The following is a 17,997-nucleotide window of genomic DNA, read 5'->3' on the forward strand; positions in this document are numbered from 1 at the left end:
TGCCTTGGCCCGAACAGATGAGCGGAGCAAAGCCCATGAGCGAGACCGGTTTGCAAGCGCGGCGCCGGCGCAACATCTCCTCCGGCAGTGCCTTCGAAGCACAGTACAGCTATAGCCGCGCCGTGGTCGTTGGGGCGCATGCCATGCTCTCCGGCACCACCGGCTACGACTATGCGACGAGCACGCTGGCGGAGGGTGCGTCGGAGCAGACCCGCCAGCTCTTCCGCAATGCCGCGGCCGCCTTAGCCCAGGCCGGAGCAGGCCTGTCGGATGTCGTCCGCGTGCGGATGTTCATCGCTCGCGCCGCCGACTACGAGGCCGTGATGGCGGTGTTCGCCGAGGCCTTCAGGGAGGTGAAGCCCGCTTGCACCACGGTCGAGGCCGGGCTCTTCGATCCGGACATCCTGGTCGAGATGGACATGGACGCCATCGTCGATGTCGATGCTTAGCCTGCGCTCGCATGTTCCCGACGACGTAATCGCAGCGGCCGACTCCCTCCCCGACCAGGCCGATGTCGTCGTCATCGGCGGCGGTATCATCGGTGCCGCCGCCGCTTTTCATCTCGCCGGCGCCGGGTTGAGGGCAGTGCTGCTCGAAGCCGACAAGGTCTCGTCGCAGCAATCCGGCCGGAACTGGGGTTTCGTCAGGACGCAGTACCGGGACCCGCTCGAACTGCCGCTCGCCGTCGAGGCCTTGTCGCTCTGGCCCGGGCTCGAAGCCGAGCTCGAAGCCCCTGTCGGCTGGCGCCGGACCGGCTGCGTCTTCGTCGCGGCGACGCCGAAGGAAATGGCCGCCTTCGCCGGCTGGCACGAGACGACACGCAGCATCACCTGTGACACCCGGCTGCTGTCGGCCCGCGAGGTCACCGATCTCTTGCCGTCGCTGCGCGGCAAGACCGAGGGCGCGCTCTACACCGCAACCGACGGACAGGCGGAACCGGCTCTGGCGACCCTCGCCTTCGCCCAGGCCGCGGCGCGTCGCGGTGCACGCATCATCGAGGATTGCGGAGCTCTCGCCATCGAGACTGCAGCCGGGGTGGTCAGCGGCGTCCAGACCGAGCACGGCCTGATCCGTTGCAGCACCGTGGTCTGCGCGGCCGGATCCCAGAGCTACCGGTTGCTGGCGCCGCTCGGATTGTCGCTGCCGCAACAGAGCGTGCGCAGCACGGTATCGCTGACCGCACCGCTGCCGCCGCTGAGCGACGCCTGCTTCTGCGGCTTCGGCATCGGGCTGCGGCAACGCGCCGACGGCTCCTGCATCATCGCCGCCGATTCGAGCTCCGATATCGACCTGTCGCTCGATTCCTTCCGGGCCGCCCGCTTCTTCCTGCCGGGGCTGCTGCGCTACGGCAACGGCTTCTCGCTTCGCCTCGGACGCCCTTTCGTCGACGATCTCCACCAGCGCCTGGCTGTGCCTGATCGTGAGCGCGCCATCGCGCGACGTCCCCGCATCCAACCCAACGGCAAGCTCGCAGCGCAGACAGGGGCAGCCGTCCGCGAGCTCTTCGCCGGGGCTCGGAGCATCGAGATCGTCAAGTCCTGGGCCGGCCGGATCGACGTCCTGCCGGACGCCCTGCCGGTGCTCGACGCTCCCGCCGAGATCGGTGGACTCGTCGTCGCCACCGGCTTCTCCGGCCACGGCTTTGGGCTCGCACCCGCGGTCGGCCGTCATGTCGCCCGGCTGGCCAAGGGCGAGGCTCCGGCCACGATCCTGGCGCCGCTCAAGCTGGACCGTTTCGCGCGCGGCACCTATTCGGCACCACACGCTCCGCTCTGACCGTTACGGTCATTCCGCATGGGCCTCGAGAGGATCGCATGACCACGACCCACAAGGGCGGCATGGATGCCGCCGCGCGCGAGCACATCCGTCGCTACTATGACGGTACGCTGCGGCCGGACGAGATGGTCGCGGCGATGTCGCAGGAGGCCGGCTGGTTTCCCTCCCGGCGCGTGCGACGAGGCGAGACGATCTCGCCACTCCCCGACGCCTGCCACAAGCTGCCGGCGCTCGAGATCCGCGATCACGGCCGGACGTTCGATCTCTACGACTATCTGTCGGTCAACCGTGTCGCCGGCCTGATGGTCCTTCAGGACGGCGCGGTGGTCGAGGAGAGCTATTCGCTCGGCATCGGGCCGCAGACGCAGTGGAAATCCTGCTCGCTGGCGAAATCGGTCACAGCCACACTCTACGGCATCGCGCTGCGCGAAGGCGCGATCGCGAGCCTCGACGATCCGGTGACGCGTTACGTGAACTTGGGCGGCCTCTATGCCGACGTCTCGGTTCGTCAGTTGCTGCGCATGGCGACTGGCGTGCGCTGGAACGAGGATTATACCGACCCGACATCCGACCGGCGCCTACTGATGGACACCCAGATGAACTGGGAGCCAGGCGGGATCGTCAGGCACATGGAGAGCCTGCCCGCCGAGACGCCGCCGGGCGGCTCCTGGAAGTACAACACCGGCGATTCCTATCTCGCCGGCCTGGTGCTGGAGCACGCGACCGGCACCAGCCTCGCCGACTATCTCTCCACCAAACTCTGGTCGCGGATCGGCATGGAGGCCGACGCCTCCTGGTGGTGCGAGAGCCCGGGCGGCATGGGCATCGCGGGCAGCGGCCTGCATGCGACGCTCCGCGACTATGCCCGCTTCGGCCAGTTCGTGCTCGACGAGGGGCGGATCGGCTCGCAGGAGTTGTTGCCGGACGGTTGGCGCGACGAGGCCGGCGCGCCGTACCGGATCGGCGAGGTGCCGATCCCCTATGGCTATATGTGGTGGATCCCGGTCCTCGACGATCCCGCCCTGAAGGGTACCTTCCAGGCCGAAGGCATCTACGGGCAATTCATCCACATCAACCCGCGCAAGCGCCTCGTCGTGGTGGTGCTGAGCGCCCGCTCGAAACCGGGCTATCGTCGCCGGCTGGAGATCAACGACGACGCCTTCTTCGTGGCGTTGGCGAACAGTCTTTAGCGATAGCGGCGATCACCATTTCGGTCGCCATGGCGGCGAGTGCCAGAGTGCGCGGCCGGCGCCACACCTCCGCGCCGGTGAATGCCGGTCACGGTTCCAAACAGCCTTGGAGCGAGCTCCCGCGCTGCTGCCAGAGCGGCGGTAAGAGTGATTTCGGAGCGACTGGCGACGGCCGCATAATGAGGAAAATCCGCCCGGCAATGAGCACCACGGCTTTCCCGGCGCTGCAGGGCGGCGATCGCGATCATCAGCCCGACGGCCGCCGGATCCGAGATACTGTCCTTGCGCTCGGCGAGCGGCAACAAGGCTTGCGCAGCCGCGCTCAGGCCTTCACCGTCGCGTACCACGCCGAGTGAGCGCGACAGGAGGGCGCGCAGGGGTGCCGGATCGGACGAAGCGGCATTGCCCATCATCGCCTGCGGTGCCGGGCGCATAGTCGTTCCCGCCAGGCTCTCGGCCACCCAACGCGAACAGACAACCGCCTCGGTCAGCGAATTGCTCGCGAGCCGGTTGGCGCCGTGGAGTCCAGTCGATGCGACTTCGCCGCAAGCCCAGAGACCCGTGACCGAGGTCCGGCCAGAGCCGTCCACGGCGATGCCACCCATGTGGTAATGCTGGGCAGGGCGGACGGGAATGAGGTCCTGCGCCGGATCGATGCCGACCTTGCCGCAGGCCAAGGCGATAGCGGGGAACTGGCGCGCGAATGCGGGACCAGGCTTGTCCCGGGCGTCGAGAAAGACGCGGTGACCGTTTGCGAGATGGTTCTGAACGGCGCGCGCAAGAATGTCGCGCGGAGCCAGCTCGGCACCTGGCACATCCTCGAGAAAGCGCCGGCCGGTTTCATCGACAAGGAGCGCTCCTTCGCCACGAACGGCCTCGCTGATCAGCGCCATCGGGCTGCCCGATCCATCGAGCGCCGTCGGATGGAACTGAATGAACTCCAGATCGGCCAGGACTGCCCCCGCGCGAGCTGCCAGTGCCAGGCCCTGTCCCCAGCTGCCGAGGGGATTGGTGCTGTCGAGGAACAGCCCGCCGATGCTACCGCTGGCAAGGACGACCTGCCGTGAGCCAAAGAACACAGGGCCTCTCGGGCCATTTGCCCAGACGCCGTGGACCGCGTTCTCTGCCACCGCCAGCCGGCGCGCTTCGACGCCTTCCACAATCTCGATCGAGGGCGTGGAGCGCACGGCCGCAACCAAGGCTCGCATGACCTCGCGCCCGCTGCCGTCACCATCGGCATGAACGATGCGTCGCCGGCTATGTGCAGCCTCCAGCCCGAGCCGCAATCGTCCATGCGAGTTGCGGTCGAAGCGGACACCGAAGCCTGCCAGCGCTTCGATCGCGGCGGGCGCCGCCTCGAGGATGCGCCTCGCCACGTCGCTGTCGCAGAGGCCGTCACCAGCCGCGAGCGTATCGGCCAGATGCAGAGCCGGATCGTCATCGTCTCCAAGGCTGGCGGCGAGACCGCCCTGCGCCCAGGCGCTCGAAGCTTCGGTTCCCAGCAGCGATCTCGACAGGAGAAATACTGGCCGCGGTGCGAGATGAAGCGCGATCAGCAATCCCGCGATACCGCCGCCGATGATGACAGGTCGGCCGTCACGCCCCTGGATGCTGACACTCATACGGCAAGCATCCGCTCGACGGCGAGCCGCGCGCGCGCGGCGATCTCGGGGTCGACGGTCACGACATGGCGGTTCTGTTCCAGTGCGGCGCGGATGTTCGCCAGCGTGATCCGCTTCATGTGCGGGCACAGATTGCAGGGCCGGATGAACTCGATATCGGGATGCTGGAGCGCGACATTGTCGCTCATCGAGCACTCGGTCATCAGCACGACGCGGGGCGGCTTTTGCCGTTCGACATAATCGGACATGGCAGCGGTCGACCCGGAGAAGTCGGCTTCGGCCACCACCTCGGGCGGGCATTCGGGATGGGCGAGCACCATCACCCCGGGGTGATTTTCCCGCAGCGCACGGATGTCGGCCGGCGTGAAGCGCTCATGGACCTCGCAGTGCCCCTTCCAGGCGATGATCTGCACATCGGTCTGGGCCGCGACGTTCTGGGCCAGGTACTCGTCCGGAAGCATGAGCACCCGCGGGACGCCGAGGGACTCGACGACTGCCTTCGCATTGCCGGAGGTGCAGCAGATATCGGATTCAGCCTTCACCTCGGCCGATGTGTTGACATAGGTAACGACCGGAACGCCCGGATAGCGCTCTCGCAGCAGCCGAATGTCCGCTGCGGTGATGGAATCCGCCAGCGAGCAGCCTGCGCGGAGGTCGGGGATCAGAACCGTCTTCTGCGGGTTTAGAAGTTTCGCGGTCTCGGCCATGAAATGCACGCCGGCCAGCACGATCACATCGGCTTCGGTCGTCATCGCCTTGCGAGCGAGCGCGAGACTGTCGCCGACAATGTCGGCGACACCGTGGTAGATCTCCGGCGTCTGATAGTTATGCGCCAGGATGACCGCATTCCGCTGCCGCTTCAAAGCGAGAATGGCCTCGATGTCGTCGGCGAAGCTCAGCCATTCCGCCGGTGGAACAACACCTTTCACGCGCTGATAGAGCGTGGCCGTCTGCGTGGACATGTCGAGCATGGGCGGGCTCCTATTATGCTCAAATAGAGCATAATATGGATATGCTTACTCTGAGCATAAGAGATGTCAAGCGCGTGAAAGAGGCAGCCTTGTACCGACGACAGTGCGCTCCTCCAGGACCGACTGGCGGAAACGGAAGCGTTTCGCCGGGCGTCCGCCGGTATCGGACGTCGTCTCGCCGGTCTCCTCGACCAGATCCTGCTGTTCGATGAGCCGCCGGAAATTCTGCTTGTGCACGAGCCGGCCGGCGAGCGCTTCAACGGCGCGCTGCAATTGCAGCAGCGTGAAGGTCCGCGGCATCAGCTCGAACACGACGGGCCGGTATTTGATCTTGGTGCGAAGCCTGGCGATGCCCGTCGCGAGAATGCGGCGGTGATCGGCAATCATCGCCCGGCCAGGAATTGATTGCGCGCTGCCATCGGCTTGTTCGCGCACTGCCTCGGCCACCAAGCCAGCTTCATGGAGCAGTTCATATCGCTGCAGAACCAGCTCTTCGTTCCAGTCATGGTCGTCGAGGCCGAAGTTGAGTGCCACGCGCCGCCGGCGTTCCTCACGCGTGTTCGAACCTTCAGCGCTGTCAGCCCAGACCAGAAGCCGAGGCACGAGGACATCGGCGAGGATCGAGGGCAGGCCTGCACGATGGTCCTCCCACGGAAAATAATCGTACCAGCCTCGCCAGCCATGTGTGGGGGAACTCTTGGCCGGCGCTTCCAGGGTCAGGCCGAGATAGCTGATCGAGATCTGGACGCGGTCGGGGCCGATCCGGTCGCGGTCGGCAAAGGTGTAGAGCTGCTCGATATAGCCGAGCGAGAAGCCGGTCTGCCGCTCCACCCACGCCCTCAGGCCCGACTGCAGGGAGCGATGTCCCAGCTCGAATGGGCCGGACGGCAAGGACCCGGCCTGTTCGATCGTCAGCACACGCGGCTCGCCATGATTCACGGCAACGACGACGGCGATCAGATCCGCGCCGATAGCCGGGCTTCGATTGATCGCTGGTGCCTGAACAGTATCGGCTTGCATGGGATCCGACGGGTCTCCGATCGCAAAATTATCTGAATAGGTTGGCCGAGCGAAGGACGTGCCGATCGGTCGTATGCGGACATTCTCGCAATCCGCAATAGGTCGGTACCGGCGTCAAGCGGTCCGCTCCCACATGTCCGCTTCCCGCCGGTGAGGCAATGTCCGGTTCTGGCGCAATTGAGCCGCATGCCGGGAGGGACCACTCGCGGAAGGATGGATTTCCGGATCCACCCTGAAAAAAGCTGAGTTGAAGCAAATGGTCACGAAGCTGATGCTCGACCGAGCCATTTTTAAACATCTTCTGCAGTGTTCTTTTGCCGGTAGCAGTGTTTCGCGTGATCACCGACGCCATCGGACGCGGCTAGGGCCACCTCTGCGTGGAATGCTCCAAGGCAATTTCCAGTTCCTATTGAGAGGTTGCTGTTGCCGTGCCGATCTCAAGCACGACGACCTCGCAGACCTCATCGAGCGCGGTCGGACAACGTTCGACGCCGTGCGGCACGACGATGAACTCCCCTTCCTCGATGACCTCGTCGCGGTCGCGGAACTTCATCAGCAACCGGCCCTTGTGAACGAAGAAGACCTCGTCCTCGCGGCTGTTGAAATGCCAGCCGGCCTCGCCCTCGAATTTCGCGAGCTTGATCTGCAGATTGTTGACGGATGCGGCGAGCCGAGGCGGCCAGCTGTCGGCAAATCGCCCGAAAGCGCTTTCCAAATTCTCCTTGCGGAACGGCGAGATGTGCCTGTTGAGCATCGCGACATCACGGATGATCGTCTTCAGCTGGCTTGGCACATCGCTGCCATCGGCCGGATATTTTCCATCGAGTGCGGCCGTGCCAATGGTGAAACCAGCCGCCCCGGCCTGCTTCAAGGCTTCGATGCGGCCCGGGGTGTCGATCGATCCGGCCACATAGACCGGCTTCGACACCGCAGAGCAGACAGCCTCGATCAGCGCCGGGACGTTTTCGTGCGAGCGATAGGCCAGGAGATCGAGGCCGTGCACGCCGTCGCGTGCGGCCATGGCCTGCGCGCTGGCGACGATCTCGTCGATGCTGCCCTCCAGGACGCTCGGATGCCCGGAGATCGTGCCCGGGAAGGGGCAGTACTGGATCGTCGTGCCGGCGATGATCGGCAGCACGTCGTCAACCCTTGTCCCGCCGAGCAGAATATCGATGCCGATCTCAACCGCAGCTTTCGCAGATGCGATCTCGCTGTCGCGATCGAGCGAGACGACTTCGAGATAGGAAGTCGCGCCGCCAGCCCTGATAACTGTGTTGAGCGCTTTCAGCGTGTCGAGCGGCAAGCCGATGTCCTTGAAGCCGATATGCCGGACTCCCAGAGCCAGAGCCGTCCGAAGCTGCTCCATCGCATCGCTGACCGTCCGGTCGTTGCGGGTGAGCATGAAGATGAAGCGAAGGCCCATCAGGACACCTGTTCCGTTCCATTCATCCGGTCTGCGCGGCAGCGAACCGCCATGCGCTAGTAGCTATGCTGGCTCAGCCGGCGCGTTTCGCAACCGCTGGGCGCTGGTCGGGGCTGCAATCGGCGCTCTTTCGGCGGATCGGACTGCCGCCCTATCAAGGTAGTCCTGATATCCCTGTCTTGTTTGCCCACGGCCGGTCCTCGATGAACCATAGCGATTCCCGTGACAGCGATCTCATGACCTCGGTCGGGATCGGTCAACCTGTGCCGCGCAGGGAGGATGCGATCCTCGTGCAGGGGCACGGGCGCTACACGGACGATCTTAGCGTCGAGCGGCAGCTCTTCGCAGCCTTCGTCCGCAGCCCTCATGCCCATGGCCATCTGCGTGGCCTCGATATGGCAGAGGCCCGAGCGATGAAGGGCGTCGTCGCGATCTACACCGCGGCGGACCTCACCGGCCACGGCTACAACGCGATCGTGACGCCGATCGCTGTGCCAGGCCGCGATGGCGCGCCGATGAGAAGGCCCCAGCGGGCGGCGCTGGCGGCCGACAAAATCCGCTTCGTCGGCGACCCTGTCGCGATGGTGGTCGCCCGCACCGTCGATCAGGCCCGCAACGCCGCGGAAGCGATCAGGCTCGACATCGAGGTCCTGCCTGCCGTCACCGATGCCGAGCAGGCGCTCGGGGCCGACGCCCCGCAACTTTATGACGATGTCGCCGGCAATCTGATCGTCGATTTCCAGTCCGGCGACAGCGAGAAGGTCGCTGCGGCCTTCACCGAAGCCGCGCACATCGCCCGGGTGCGGATCGTCAACAACCGCGTCGTGGTCAATCCGATCGAGCCGCGCAGCGCTATTGCGAGCTTCGACGGCAAGTCGAAGCGCTACACTCTGCACGCTCCGAGCCAGGGCGCCTTCGGCATGCGCAACAACCTGGCCGCAGCCATGGGGGTGAAGCCTGCCGAGCTGCGCCTGGTCACAGGTCATGTCGGCGGCTCGTTCGGCATGAAGGCCTCCGTGTTTCCCGAATACGTCACTCTCCTCCACGCAGCCCGCATGTTGAAGCGGCCGGTCAAATGGACCGATCAACGATCGGAGAGCTTCGTCTCGGATCACCATGGGCGCGACATGGTTTTCGAGGCCGAGCTGGCCCTCGACGCCCGCGGCCGTTTCCTTGCGACGCGCTTCACCGGCGTCGCCAACATGGGCGCGTATCTCACTCCGGTCGGCGCCATGATGCCGACGGCGAATATCGGGAAGAACTCTGTCGGCATGTACCGGACGCCGCTCGTCGAGGTCCGGACGCGGTGTGCGGTGACGAACACCCCGCCAATCGGTGCCTATCGCGGTGCGGGTCGCCCGGAGGGCAACTATTTCATGGAGCGCCTGATCGATACGGCGGCCCGCGATATGGGCATCGACAGCGCGAGCCTGCGGCGGCGCAACCTGATCCCGCCAGCCAAGCTGCCCTGGGCCACGCCGGTGGGGACGATCTACGACAGCGGCGATTTTCCGGCGCTGTTCGAGCGAGCCCTCGAGGCGTCGGATTGGAAGGGATATGCCGGGCGATTGCGGGCGAGCCGTAAGGCGGGCTTGCTGCGCGGACGCGGTATCGGCTGCTATCTCGAGGTCACGGCGCCACCGACGAACGAAATGGGCGGGATCCATTTCGAACCGGACGGCAGCGTGAGCATCGTCACCGGCACGCTCGATTACGGCCAGGGACATTGGACGCCTTTCGCCCAACTGCTTACCAGCCAGCTCGGCGTTCCCTTCGCGGCAATCAGGCTCGTCCAGGGCGACAGCGACCGGCTGATTGCCGGCGGAGGGACAGGCGGCTCGAAATCGCTGATGGCGAGCGGCTCGGCGATCATCGAGGCAAGCGAGCTGGTCATCGAAAAGGGCAAGCTGCTCGCCGGTCATTTCCTCGAGACCAATGTCGCCGATATCGAGTTCGCGGCTGGCCGATTCACCGTCATCGGGACCGACCACTCGATCGACATTATGGACATAACGGCCAGGCTGCGTGGTGGTGCTGCGGTCCCGCCCGACCTACCACAGTCGCTCGACGTGGATCATGTCTTCAAGGCAGCGCCTTCGGCCTATCCCAATGGCTGTCACGTCGCCGAAGTCGAGATCGATCCCGAGACCGGACATGTCGAGGTCGTGCGCTATGTCATGGTCAATGACTTCGGAACCGTCGTGAACCCGATGATCGTCGAAGGGCAGCTCCATGGCGGCGTCGTCCAGGGCATCGGCCAGGCTCTGTTCGAGCGGACGGTCTATGACGACAGCGGCCAGCTCCTCACCGGATCCTATATGGACTACGCCTTGCCTCGGGCGGCCGATGTCCCCTTCTTCTCATTCGTGAGCCGTGGTGTGCCGACCCTGAATAACCGGGTCGGCGCCAAAGGTTGCGGCGAGGCCGGTTGCGCTGGCTCGCTGCCTTCGGTCATGAACGCAGTCGTCGACGCCCTGGCGCCGTATGGCATCAAGCATCTGGACATGCCCGCGACGCCTCAGGCGGTCTGGCGAGCGGTTCAGTCCGGACGGATCGGATCTGTGACTTAGGTCCGTGGACGGTGGCTTCCTGAAGGGCAGTGCCGGCGCAGAAACCTGTCAACACTATGCGCCGCCCGGTGCAGGTCCGCATCGTCCGATAAGGTCCGGTCCCGCCGGGCAAGGCGCCGACTTCCGTTACTGGCGCGCAGCTGCCTTTAGCGATCTGCGTCGAAGCAGCCGGGCAGATATTGCGGTGGAGCCTATTCCTCGTCACGCCTGGGTTTCTCATTTCCCCTTCTTCCTGACGGATAAACAAAGGTCCTCAATCTGGGGGTACCGTTGCCTCCGCATCCCAGGCGTCGGCGCGCAGATCGCTGACGCCGGCGACGAGGTTGCGCTTCTCGATCTTGTTCGAGACCGTGCGCGGGAAGCTCTCGACATAGGCGTAGAAGCGCGGGACCTTGAAGGCGGCGAGACCCTTGCGGGCATGCGTCAGGATCGCCTCGGGCGGCAAATCGGCGCGTGAGAACCCAGGCTTGAGCTGCACAAAGATTTTGACCTCCTCGCCGCGCCTTGCGTCGGGCACCGGCACGGCAGCGCAATCCTCTATCTGCGGCAGCTCGCGGAGATCGCTGCTGTCTCGCGCGCAGCGCTCTACCAATACGTCGCCTCGAAGGAAGAGGCCGCGCGGCTCGTCCTCCTCGCGCTCCAGGATCTCACGCTCGCGATGCCCAGCGGAGGTGCCGTCGGCCGCTCGCCGCTCGCCGCTCGAGGCGATCATCGCCACCAATCGCTATTACATCGACTATTTCGAGAAGAACGCCGTCTTCATGGAGCGGGTCCGCGAGCTCCGCGAGACCCTACCCGAGTTGATGGCCGAGAAGCAGCGGGTCAATCGCCGCTGGGCCGAGCGCGTCCTCGCCCACGCCGTCCGGCACCGCCCCTCTCCGCTCGATCCAGCCAGGCTGAAGCTGCGCGTCTTTGCCATGGAATGCATGGTCGACGACGTGCTGCGGGAGATCTTCGTCATCCGAAACCCGGACATCATCGAAGCCGCGACGGATCGCGAAATGCTGATCCAGGAGCTCTCGACGATCTGGTTCAAGGCTCTTTACGAAGTCGGGTGACAGGCCGCGCGCCAGCCGAAGATGGTCCTGGACGACGGCGCGATAGGCACGGATGACGCGGCAGCCATGAGTGCTCCTCATACCGGCCTGTGGCGCCAGAACGTTGTCGGCTCCGCTCGTCGGCTTCAGCTTCCGTGCCACGCTGCGTTCGCCAGCCGCCTCGCCGAAAGCGGGAAGGTGCCGCGAAAGATGCGGAGGCGCCCAATCGAAACCGAATATCGTCGCGCCTATTCCGGCTTTACGCCGGTTTCGCGCATGAGGCGCCGCCAACGCTCATGATCCGAGCTGAGTGTCTCGTGCAGTGCCTTTCCGTCGCCCGCAGCGCGCTCGAAACCGAACTGCTTCATCCGCTCACCAACCTCGTTCTGGTCGAGAACCTCCAGAAAGGCCGCCGAGATGCGCTTGACCACGGCTTCCGGCGTCGCCCGCGGTGCGAATATCCCGATCCACAGCTCCGATTCGTAATCCGGAAACCCGACCTCGCGCAGTGCCGGCACGTCCGGCAGCGCACCGAAGCGCGACTTCGTCGTCACGGCGAGAACGCGCAGCTTTTCTGCTTTGACAAGCGGTAGCAGGGTGATCGGGACATCGAACATGGCCTGCACCTGCCCGGCGACGAGATCATTGTTGGCAGGCCCTGCCCCCCTGTAGGGGACATGCGTCATCTCGATCTTGGCCATCGTTCCGAACAGCAGCGCGGATAGATGGGAGACCGTGCCCTGGCCGCTGGATGCGAAGCTCAGGCTCTTTGGCTTATGCTTTGCGAGAGCGACGAGCTCGGGGATGCTCTTGGCCGGAACCTCCGGGTGAACCACCAGAAGGTTGGGCGTGCTCCCCAGCCGCGCGACGGGAGCGAGGTCCAAAAGGGGATTGAACCCAGAATTGGGGTTGAAGGCCGGCCCTGCCGCTTGAGTTCCGGCCGTGCCAATCAGGATCGTATGGCCGTCGGCTGGCGCTGCGATCACAGCCTTGTTCGCAATGATGCCTCCAGCTCCGGCGCGATTCTCGACGACGACATTCTGGCCGAGCTTTTGCCCGACGCTTTCCGCGAGAAGGCGCGCGATCACGTCGGTTCCGCCGCCTGCGGCGAACGGCACGACGAGCGTGATCGGCTTGCTCGGAAATGTTTCTTGGGCAGCGGCGGGCAGAGCCATGGCGAAGGCTAGTGCGGCCAGAATCGTGTGACGCATCGATGATTCCCCTCTTTTATTTTTGACGTCAGACGAGGACGCGCCTTCGCTCCGAGACAATGTCCTGAAATGCGGTGAGGAACTGCTCCGTCGTGGAGTCGTCGATGGCCAGAGACAATGCGATGAAGCCGCGGCGAGCGAGGTAGAAGCCGCGTTCGAGCAGATCCAGAAAGACGAGTTCCTTGATGCGATCGTCGCTGCCATCGAGATCGTCGGGGCTGTTCACCGGGCCGCGCAGCGCGTGGATGTTCATCAGCGACCCCTGCCCGGTCGCCTGAAGAGCGACATCGGCGTTGCGGAAAACCTCGTTCAGGCGTTCCCGCAACTGCTCGCCGCGTGCGTGCAGCGCCTCGGCGACATCCGGTGTGAAGACCTGCGTCAGGGCGGCGATGCCAGCCGACATCGAGAGCACGTTGTTGTTGAAGGTTCCCGCATGCGGCAGGGAGCCCGGCCTCGAAGGATCATACATTGCCATGATGTCGGCCCGCCCGCCGAATGCTCCGAACGACATGCCGCCGCCGATCCATTTGCCGAGCGTCACGAGATCGGGTTCAAGCTCGAGCAGGCCATGGGCGCCGCTGCGGCCGAAGCGTGACGTCATCACCTCGTCGAGCACGAGAAGCGCTCCAGTAGCGCGGGTTTCCTCGCGCAGCATCGCGAGAAAATCCGGGCGGGCGGGAATGCAGCCGCCCGATCCCATCATCGCCTCGGTCAGCACGCAGGCAAGATCCGATGCGTTCTCCCGGATCAGACGCGCTGTCGCCTCGGTATCGTTGTAGGGCGCGACGATGAAGTCGTAGGGAGCGTTGATCGGGATGCCACCGCCCCCGAAATAGAGCAGACCGCCATGGTAGCCGCCCCGGAACACCAGGACCTTCGACCGCTTCGTGAAGGCGCGCGCCGTGGCGATCGCCATCAGGTTCGCCTCGGTGCCGGAGTTGGTGAAGCGCACATGCTCGATCGCCGCAAAACGGGCGACGACGTGCCGGGCGAGCTCCGCCTCGAACATGTTGTGGCCGCCGAGATTGACACCGCCGTCGAGCGCCGCGTCGATTGCGGCGCGGATGACCGGATGGGAATGACCGAACAGGCCGGCGGTATATTCGCCGAGCAGATTGACGTAGCGGTGACCGTCGGCGTCTGTCGCGATCGCCCCTTCGCCATGAGCCAGGCGGAGCGGAAACGGGCCGTGGTAGAGGACGGTGCGAGTGTTTCCGCCCGGCATAACCTCGCAAGCACGCTGGTGGACGGCCCGCGATTTTGGGCGCCTCTCCTCATAGCGTGCCCGGGCTTCCATCAGTTCGTCGTCGATCGTCCTGTTCAGTCGCGCCGCATCCATGATCTGCCTTCCACCCGTCGCCGTTGATGCGCCAACCTCAGGCCGGTGCATTCTCATCGAGAGATAATTGTACGATGTACAATTTATTTGTCGAGAGACATCGGCAAGGAATTGCTCGGCGAGGTTTCGCGGCATGAGCGCGGCTGCTAATTGCGACATGTCGAGGATGGAACCGGCTCGACCGCAGCGAACGCCAGGGAGAACATGCAGGAAGCCGAGCAACGCAAGCGGCGAGGACGTCCCAAGCGCGACGAGGTCCTCGCGCTCGATCGCGAGCAGATCGTGGCAGAGGCGTTGCGTCTCATCGACGAACGAGGGCTGGAGGCCTTCAGCCTGCGCGAACTCGCACGGGCTCTCGGCGTCTTTCCGACCGCGCTGTACTGGCACATGCCGGGCGGTCGCAACGCCGTGCTCGGTGCGGTCGCAGCCACGGCTTTCACCGATGTCGTCCCGCCCGCCGAGGACGCGGTCGGCGATTGGGAGAACTGGATCCGCGCCCTGTTCACCCGATACCGCGGATCGCTGCGCAAGCACCCCAATATCGCTCCGCTGCTCGGTGCCCAGATTGTCTCGAACACGGGCGTCGACATGGAGATCGTCGAACGGATTCTCGCGGCGCTGGAGGCAGCCGGCTTTCGCGGCGAACGGCTGGTCGATGCCTACAACACCGTGGTCGCAGGCATGCTCGGCTATGTCACGCTGGAGCTCGCCCCCGGCCCGGCCGAGGACGCCAGCGAATGGGCGCAAGCCTTCGAGACGGAGATTCGTTCAGTCGATGCCGACCGCTTTCCCCGCCTGGCGCGCAATCTCGACGCACTCGCCAACCGCGCCTTCATCGTTCGCTGGCAGGGCGGCGCTGAGAAGCCGATGACGCATAGCTTCGATTTTTACGTCGAAACGATCATCACTGGGTTGCGCATGCTCGCCAGCAAACCTGCATAGGCAGCCCGGTTAGACGAAGGTCAGCAACCGGCGCGGATTGCCGACGAGGATCGCTTCGATCTCGGTCTCGGAGAAACTGCGCGAGCGCATCAGCGGCAGAATGTTCTCGAAGATGTGGGAATAGCCGTGCCCGCCGAAGCTGGTCAGCCGCGTCTTGTAGCAGATGTCGTGGCTGATCACGACGCGCTCGAGATGGCCATGATCGATCAAGGTTCGGATGAAGCGCAGGCGGCCGGCATCGTTCGGCATGTCGATATCGGCCCAGGTGTAGAACGCCTGTTCCTGGCCGAAGAGGTCGAACTCGATGACACAGCCAGTGTCGGCGAGCCGCAGCAGCGTGTCCTCGTCGAAGATTGTTCGGTCGATATGACTGAAGATCACACGACTGATATCGCCACCATGCGCCAGGACGAAGGCGGCGATCTCTTGCGGCTGTTCGACCGTGCGTCCAGGATGAATATTGACGGCGGCGCCGGTTTCCGTCTGGGCGACTAGAGCGCCCCGCAGTACGCGCTTTTCAAGATCGGTCCATGGCACCTGGCAGCCGATCTCGCCGATGATCCCGGCGCGCACCGAGGTGCCCCAGGCTCCCTCGAAGACCTGGTCGATCATCTCGGATGCGAAGCTGTCGATATCGCGGTCGTCATTGGCCCGATCCTGATAGTCGTGCACATAGTGGCCGCAGCCCATGACGATAGTCGCGCCGGTCCTGCGCGCAATCTCCGCCAGCCCATCCGGATCTGGCTTCAGCCCGCCGTTGCTCAGCTCGACGATGGTCCGCCCGCCGGCATCGACCATGGCCTGCACCTCCTTCGCCGCCGTATCCCGACAGCGCAAAAGGAGATTCCAAGGCACCTTCCAGCGCCCGTAGTTCATGCGGAAGCAGTTGCAGAGTGAAATCTCGGGCCCCTGATCAGGGTCGCTCGCCATCGCGGATGTGCGGATGTCCCAGATCAGGTGCTCGTGCATCAGCGTGGGGCCGAGGCTCGCTGGATCGACCAGCCCGAGCACACTCTGAGCCTTGCCGCGCAGAGCGGCGCGATCGAAACGCGGCTTCATGTTTTCTCCCTCCGCTGTAGGTTAATTGTACGATGGACAATTAATTTGGCACGTGTCAACCTGATCCGATAAAAGACAGAAGGGGGATGGCGATGAGACGGCGAGACTTCCTGGCGGCCTCCGCGGGACTTTTGACGGTCGGAGCTTCGGGCAGCGTCCGGGCACAGCGTCGCGACCCGAAGGTGCTCAAATTCGTGCCGCAGGCGAATTTGACCTCGCTCGATCCAATCTGGACGACGGCCCAGGTCACGACCAATCACGGCTATCTCGTTTTCGACACGCTGTACGGCCTCGACAACGCGCTGCGACCGCAGCCGCAAATGGCGAAGGGGCATTCCGTTTCGGCCGACGGCCGCGTCTGGACGATCGAATTGCGCGACGGACTGAAATGGCATGACGGTCAGCCCGTGCTCGCACGCGACTGCATCGCGAGCTTGCAGCGCTGGGCGAAGCGCGACGCCTTCGGTCAGTTGCTCGATGCCATGGCGGACAAATGGGAGGCGCCGGACGACAGGCATTTGCGTGTCACGTTCCGGACGCCGTTCCCGCTCTTTCTCGAGGCGATCGCCAAGCCTCTGGGCGTCACGCCTTTCATGATGCCGGAGCGGGTGGCGAAGACCGACCCCTTCAAGCAGATCGCGGAGATCGTCGGCTCGGGACCCTACCGATTCCTGCAGGGCGAGTATGTCTCCGGCAGCAAGGCGGTCTATGCCAGGTTCGACGGCTACGTTCCCCGCGGCGAGCCGGCCGAGCGCACGGCCGGTGGCAAGGTCGCCCATTTCGAACGCATCGAGTGGATCGTCATGCCGGACGCCGCAACCGCCGCGGCGGCCTTACAGACTGGTGAGATCGACTGGTGGGACCAGGCCCTCCCGGATCTGATCCCGGTCCTGCAGACCAGCAGGAACGTCAAGGTCGCCATTCACGACCGGTCCGGCTTCATCGGCATGATGCGCTTCAACACGCTGCATCCGCCGTTCGACAACCCGGCGATACGCCGGGCCATCATGTTTGCCGTCGAGCAGGCCGATTACATGCGCGCTGTCACGGGCAACATCGAGGAGAACTTCCGCAGCTGCTTCTCGATGTGGCCCTGCGGCACGCGCTATGCCAGCGAAACCGGCGCCGAGCCGCTCAAGGGCGCGCGCGACCTCGAGCGTGCCAAGGCCATGCTGCGCGAGGCCGGCTACAAGGGCGAGCGCGTGGTCATCATCAGTCCGACCGACATCGCCAGCATCGGACCGCTCGGGCAGATCACCGACGATCTCTTCCGCAAGCTCGGGATCAATGTCGAGCTGGTGGAAACCGATTGGGGAAGTGTCGTGCAGAGGCGCGCCTCGCGCGAGCCGATCGAGAAAGGCGGCTGGAGCATCTTCCACACATGGTGGCCTTCGCTCGCCGTCGACAATCCCGCGATCAACCAGACGCTGCGCGGCCAGGGCGGCAAGGGCTGGTTCGGTTGGTATGAGAACGCAGCGGCGGAGGAGTTGGCCTCAAAATGGCTCACCGCGAAGGGGCCGACCGAGCAGATTGCGGTCGCCGAGGCGATCCAGGTCGACGCGTTCAGGCAGGCGCCGATCGTGCCGCTCGGCCAGTTTTTCATCCCCACAGCCTATCGCGCCGATCTAACCGGCTTTCTCGAGTCGACGATCCCGAGCATGTGGAATGTCCGCCGCATTCAATAACTAGGTGTTTAGGCTCCGGAGACGGTGCCTGGTTGGGGTTAGGTGGTAAGCCGCTTTCAGCTCACACCATCCACATCGCCCTGCGCGAATTCGGCATTGCTCTCGGCCCATTCCCTGCGCCACAGCTTTACGACCTTTGCTGCGACGGCAGT

Annotated in this window: 15 protein-coding genes; 7 read left to right on the forward strand and 8 right to left on the reverse strand. The window is 64.7% G+C overall.

Features of this window, described 5'->3' with window-relative positions:
- Nucleotides 1-35 precede the first annotated feature (35 nt).
- From ACSQ3M_RS11545 to ACSQ3M_RS11555, 3 genes are read left to right on the forward strand one after another with little or no spacing between them, the layout of a single operon-like run.
- Nucleotides 36-449 (forward strand): Rid family hydrolase, encoded by a 414-nt coding sequence (locus ACSQ3M_RS11545; RefSeq protein ID WP_436150197.1) that lies wholly within the window; start codon nt 36-38, stop codon nt 447-449.
- Nucleotides 436-1,776 (forward strand): NAD(P)/FAD-dependent oxidoreductase, encoded by a 1,341-nt coding sequence (locus ACSQ3M_RS11550; protein WP_436150198.1) that lies wholly within the window; start codon nt 436-438, stop codon nt 1,774-1,776. The genes ACSQ3M_RS11545 and ACSQ3M_RS11550 overlap by 14 nt, the downstream gene beginning before the upstream one ends.
- 38 nt (nt 1,777-1,814) lie before the next feature.
- On the forward strand, nt 1,815-2,966 hold the full coding sequence (locus ACSQ3M_RS11555) for a serine hydrolase domain-containing protein (protein WP_436150199.1): 1,152 nt from the start codon (nt 1,815-1,817) through the stop codon (nt 2,964-2,966).
- Here ACSQ3M_RS11555 and ACSQ3M_RS11560 read toward each other — a convergent pair.
- The 4 genes from ACSQ3M_RS11560 to ACSQ3M_RS11575 all read right to left on the reverse strand — a co-directional run bounded on the left by ACSQ3M_RS11560 (nt 2,963) and on the right by ACSQ3M_RS11575 (nt 8,002).
- Complete coding sequence (locus tag ACSQ3M_RS11560) at nt 2,963-4,588, reverse strand: L-aspartate oxidase (RefSeq protein ID WP_436150200.1); 1,626 nt, start codon at nt 4,586-4,588, stop codon at nt 2,963-2,965. The two genes, ACSQ3M_RS11555 and ACSQ3M_RS11560, sit on opposite strands and share 4 nt — an antisense overlap.
- Entirely contained in the window at nt 4,585-5,559 is a 975-nt protein-coding gene (gene nadA / locus ACSQ3M_RS11565) for a quinolinate synthase NadA (protein WP_436150201.1), read from the reverse strand. The genes ACSQ3M_RS11560 and nadA overlap by 4 nt, the downstream gene beginning before the upstream one ends.
- A gap of 66 nt (nt 5,560-5,625) precedes the next feature.
- Nucleotides 5,626-6,579 carry an NUDIX hydrolase gene (locus ACSQ3M_RS11570; protein WP_436150202.1) on the reverse strand — a complete coding sequence of 318 codons (954 nt, stop codon included), beginning with the start codon at nt 6,577-6,579 and terminating at the stop codon, nt 5,626-5,628.
- A gap of 406 nt (nt 6,580-6,985) precedes the next feature.
- On the reverse strand, nt 6,986-8,002 hold the full coding sequence (locus ACSQ3M_RS11575) for a cupin domain-containing protein (RefSeq protein ID WP_436150203.1): 1,017 nt from the start codon (nt 8,000-8,002) through the stop codon (nt 6,986-6,988).
- Between the two features lie 203 nt (nt 8,003-8,205).
- Between ACSQ3M_RS11575 and ACSQ3M_RS11580 the strand changes: the two genes are divergently transcribed.
- Nucleotides 8,206-10,572 (forward strand): xanthine dehydrogenase family protein molybdopterin-binding subunit, encoded by a 2,367-nt coding sequence (locus tag ACSQ3M_RS11580; protein ID WP_436150204.1) that lies wholly within the window; start codon nt 8,206-8,208, stop codon nt 10,570-10,572.
- A 253-nt stretch (nt 10,573-10,825) separates the two neighbouring features.
- Here ACSQ3M_RS11580 and ACSQ3M_RS11585 read toward each other — a convergent pair whose 3' ends face one another.
- Nucleotides 10,826-11,284 (reverse strand): AMP-binding enzyme, encoded by a 459-nt coding sequence (locus tag ACSQ3M_RS11585; protein WP_436150205.1) that lies wholly within the window; start codon nt 11,282-11,284, stop codon nt 10,826-10,828.
- On the opposite strand from ACSQ3M_RS11585, the gene ACSQ3M_RS11590 reads away from it, so the two are divergent.
- The gene (locus ACSQ3M_RS11590; protein WP_436150206.1) at nt 11,244-11,630 is read left to right on the forward strand and encodes a hypothetical protein; all 387 of its coding nucleotides are present in this window, start codon (nt 11,244-11,246) and stop codon (nt 11,628-11,630) included. The genes ACSQ3M_RS11585 and ACSQ3M_RS11590 overlap by 41 nt on opposite strands.
- 227 nt (nt 11,631-11,857) lie before the next feature.
- Here the strand turns inward: ACSQ3M_RS11590 and ACSQ3M_RS11595 are convergent, their stop codons facing one another.
- Together ACSQ3M_RS11595 and ACSQ3M_RS11600 are read right to left on the reverse strand one after the other, a co-directional pair.
- Nucleotides 11,858-12,784: a Bug family tripartite tricarboxylate transporter substrate binding protein gene (locus ACSQ3M_RS11595; RefSeq protein ID WP_436150207.1), complete on the reverse strand. Its 927-nt coding sequence runs from the start codon at nt 12,782-12,784 to the stop codon at nt 11,858-11,860.
- 64 nt (nt 12,785-12,848) lie between these two features.
- Entirely contained in the window at nt 12,849-14,159 is a 1,311-nt protein-coding gene (locus ACSQ3M_RS11600) for an aspartate aminotransferase family protein (protein WP_436150208.1), read from the reverse strand.
- Between the two features lie 204 nt (nt 14,160-14,363).
- Between ACSQ3M_RS11600 and ACSQ3M_RS11605 the strand changes: the two genes are divergently transcribed.
- A complete protein-coding gene (locus tag ACSQ3M_RS11605; RefSeq protein ID WP_436150209.1) occupies nt 14,364-15,101 on the forward strand; it encodes a TetR/AcrR family transcriptional regulator C-terminal domain-containing protein in 738 nt (245 codons plus the stop codon).
- Nucleotides 15,102-15,110: 9 nt separating this feature from the next.
- On the opposite strand, the gene ACSQ3M_RS11610 is transcribed toward ACSQ3M_RS11605, so the two are convergent.
- Nucleotides 15,111-16,160: a phosphotriesterase family protein gene (locus tag ACSQ3M_RS11610; protein WP_436150210.1), complete on the reverse strand. Its 1,050-nt coding sequence runs from the start codon at nt 16,158-16,160 to the stop codon at nt 15,111-15,113.
- Between the two features lie 92 nt (nt 16,161-16,252).
- Between ACSQ3M_RS11610 and ACSQ3M_RS11615 the strand changes: the two genes are divergently transcribed.
- The gene (locus ACSQ3M_RS11615; RefSeq protein WP_436150211.1) at nt 16,253-17,845 is read left to right on the forward strand and encodes an ABC transporter substrate-binding protein; all 1,593 of its coding nucleotides are present in this window, start codon (nt 16,253-16,255) and stop codon (nt 17,843-17,845) included.
- Nucleotides 17,846-17,997 lie beyond the last annotated feature (152 nt).

The sequence above is a fragment of the Allobosea sp. LjRoot90 genome, from assembly GCF_964254315.1.
In the GTDB taxonomy this organism is placed as follows: domain Bacteria; phylum Pseudomonadota; class Alphaproteobacteria; order Rhizobiales; family Beijerinckiaceae; genus Allobosea.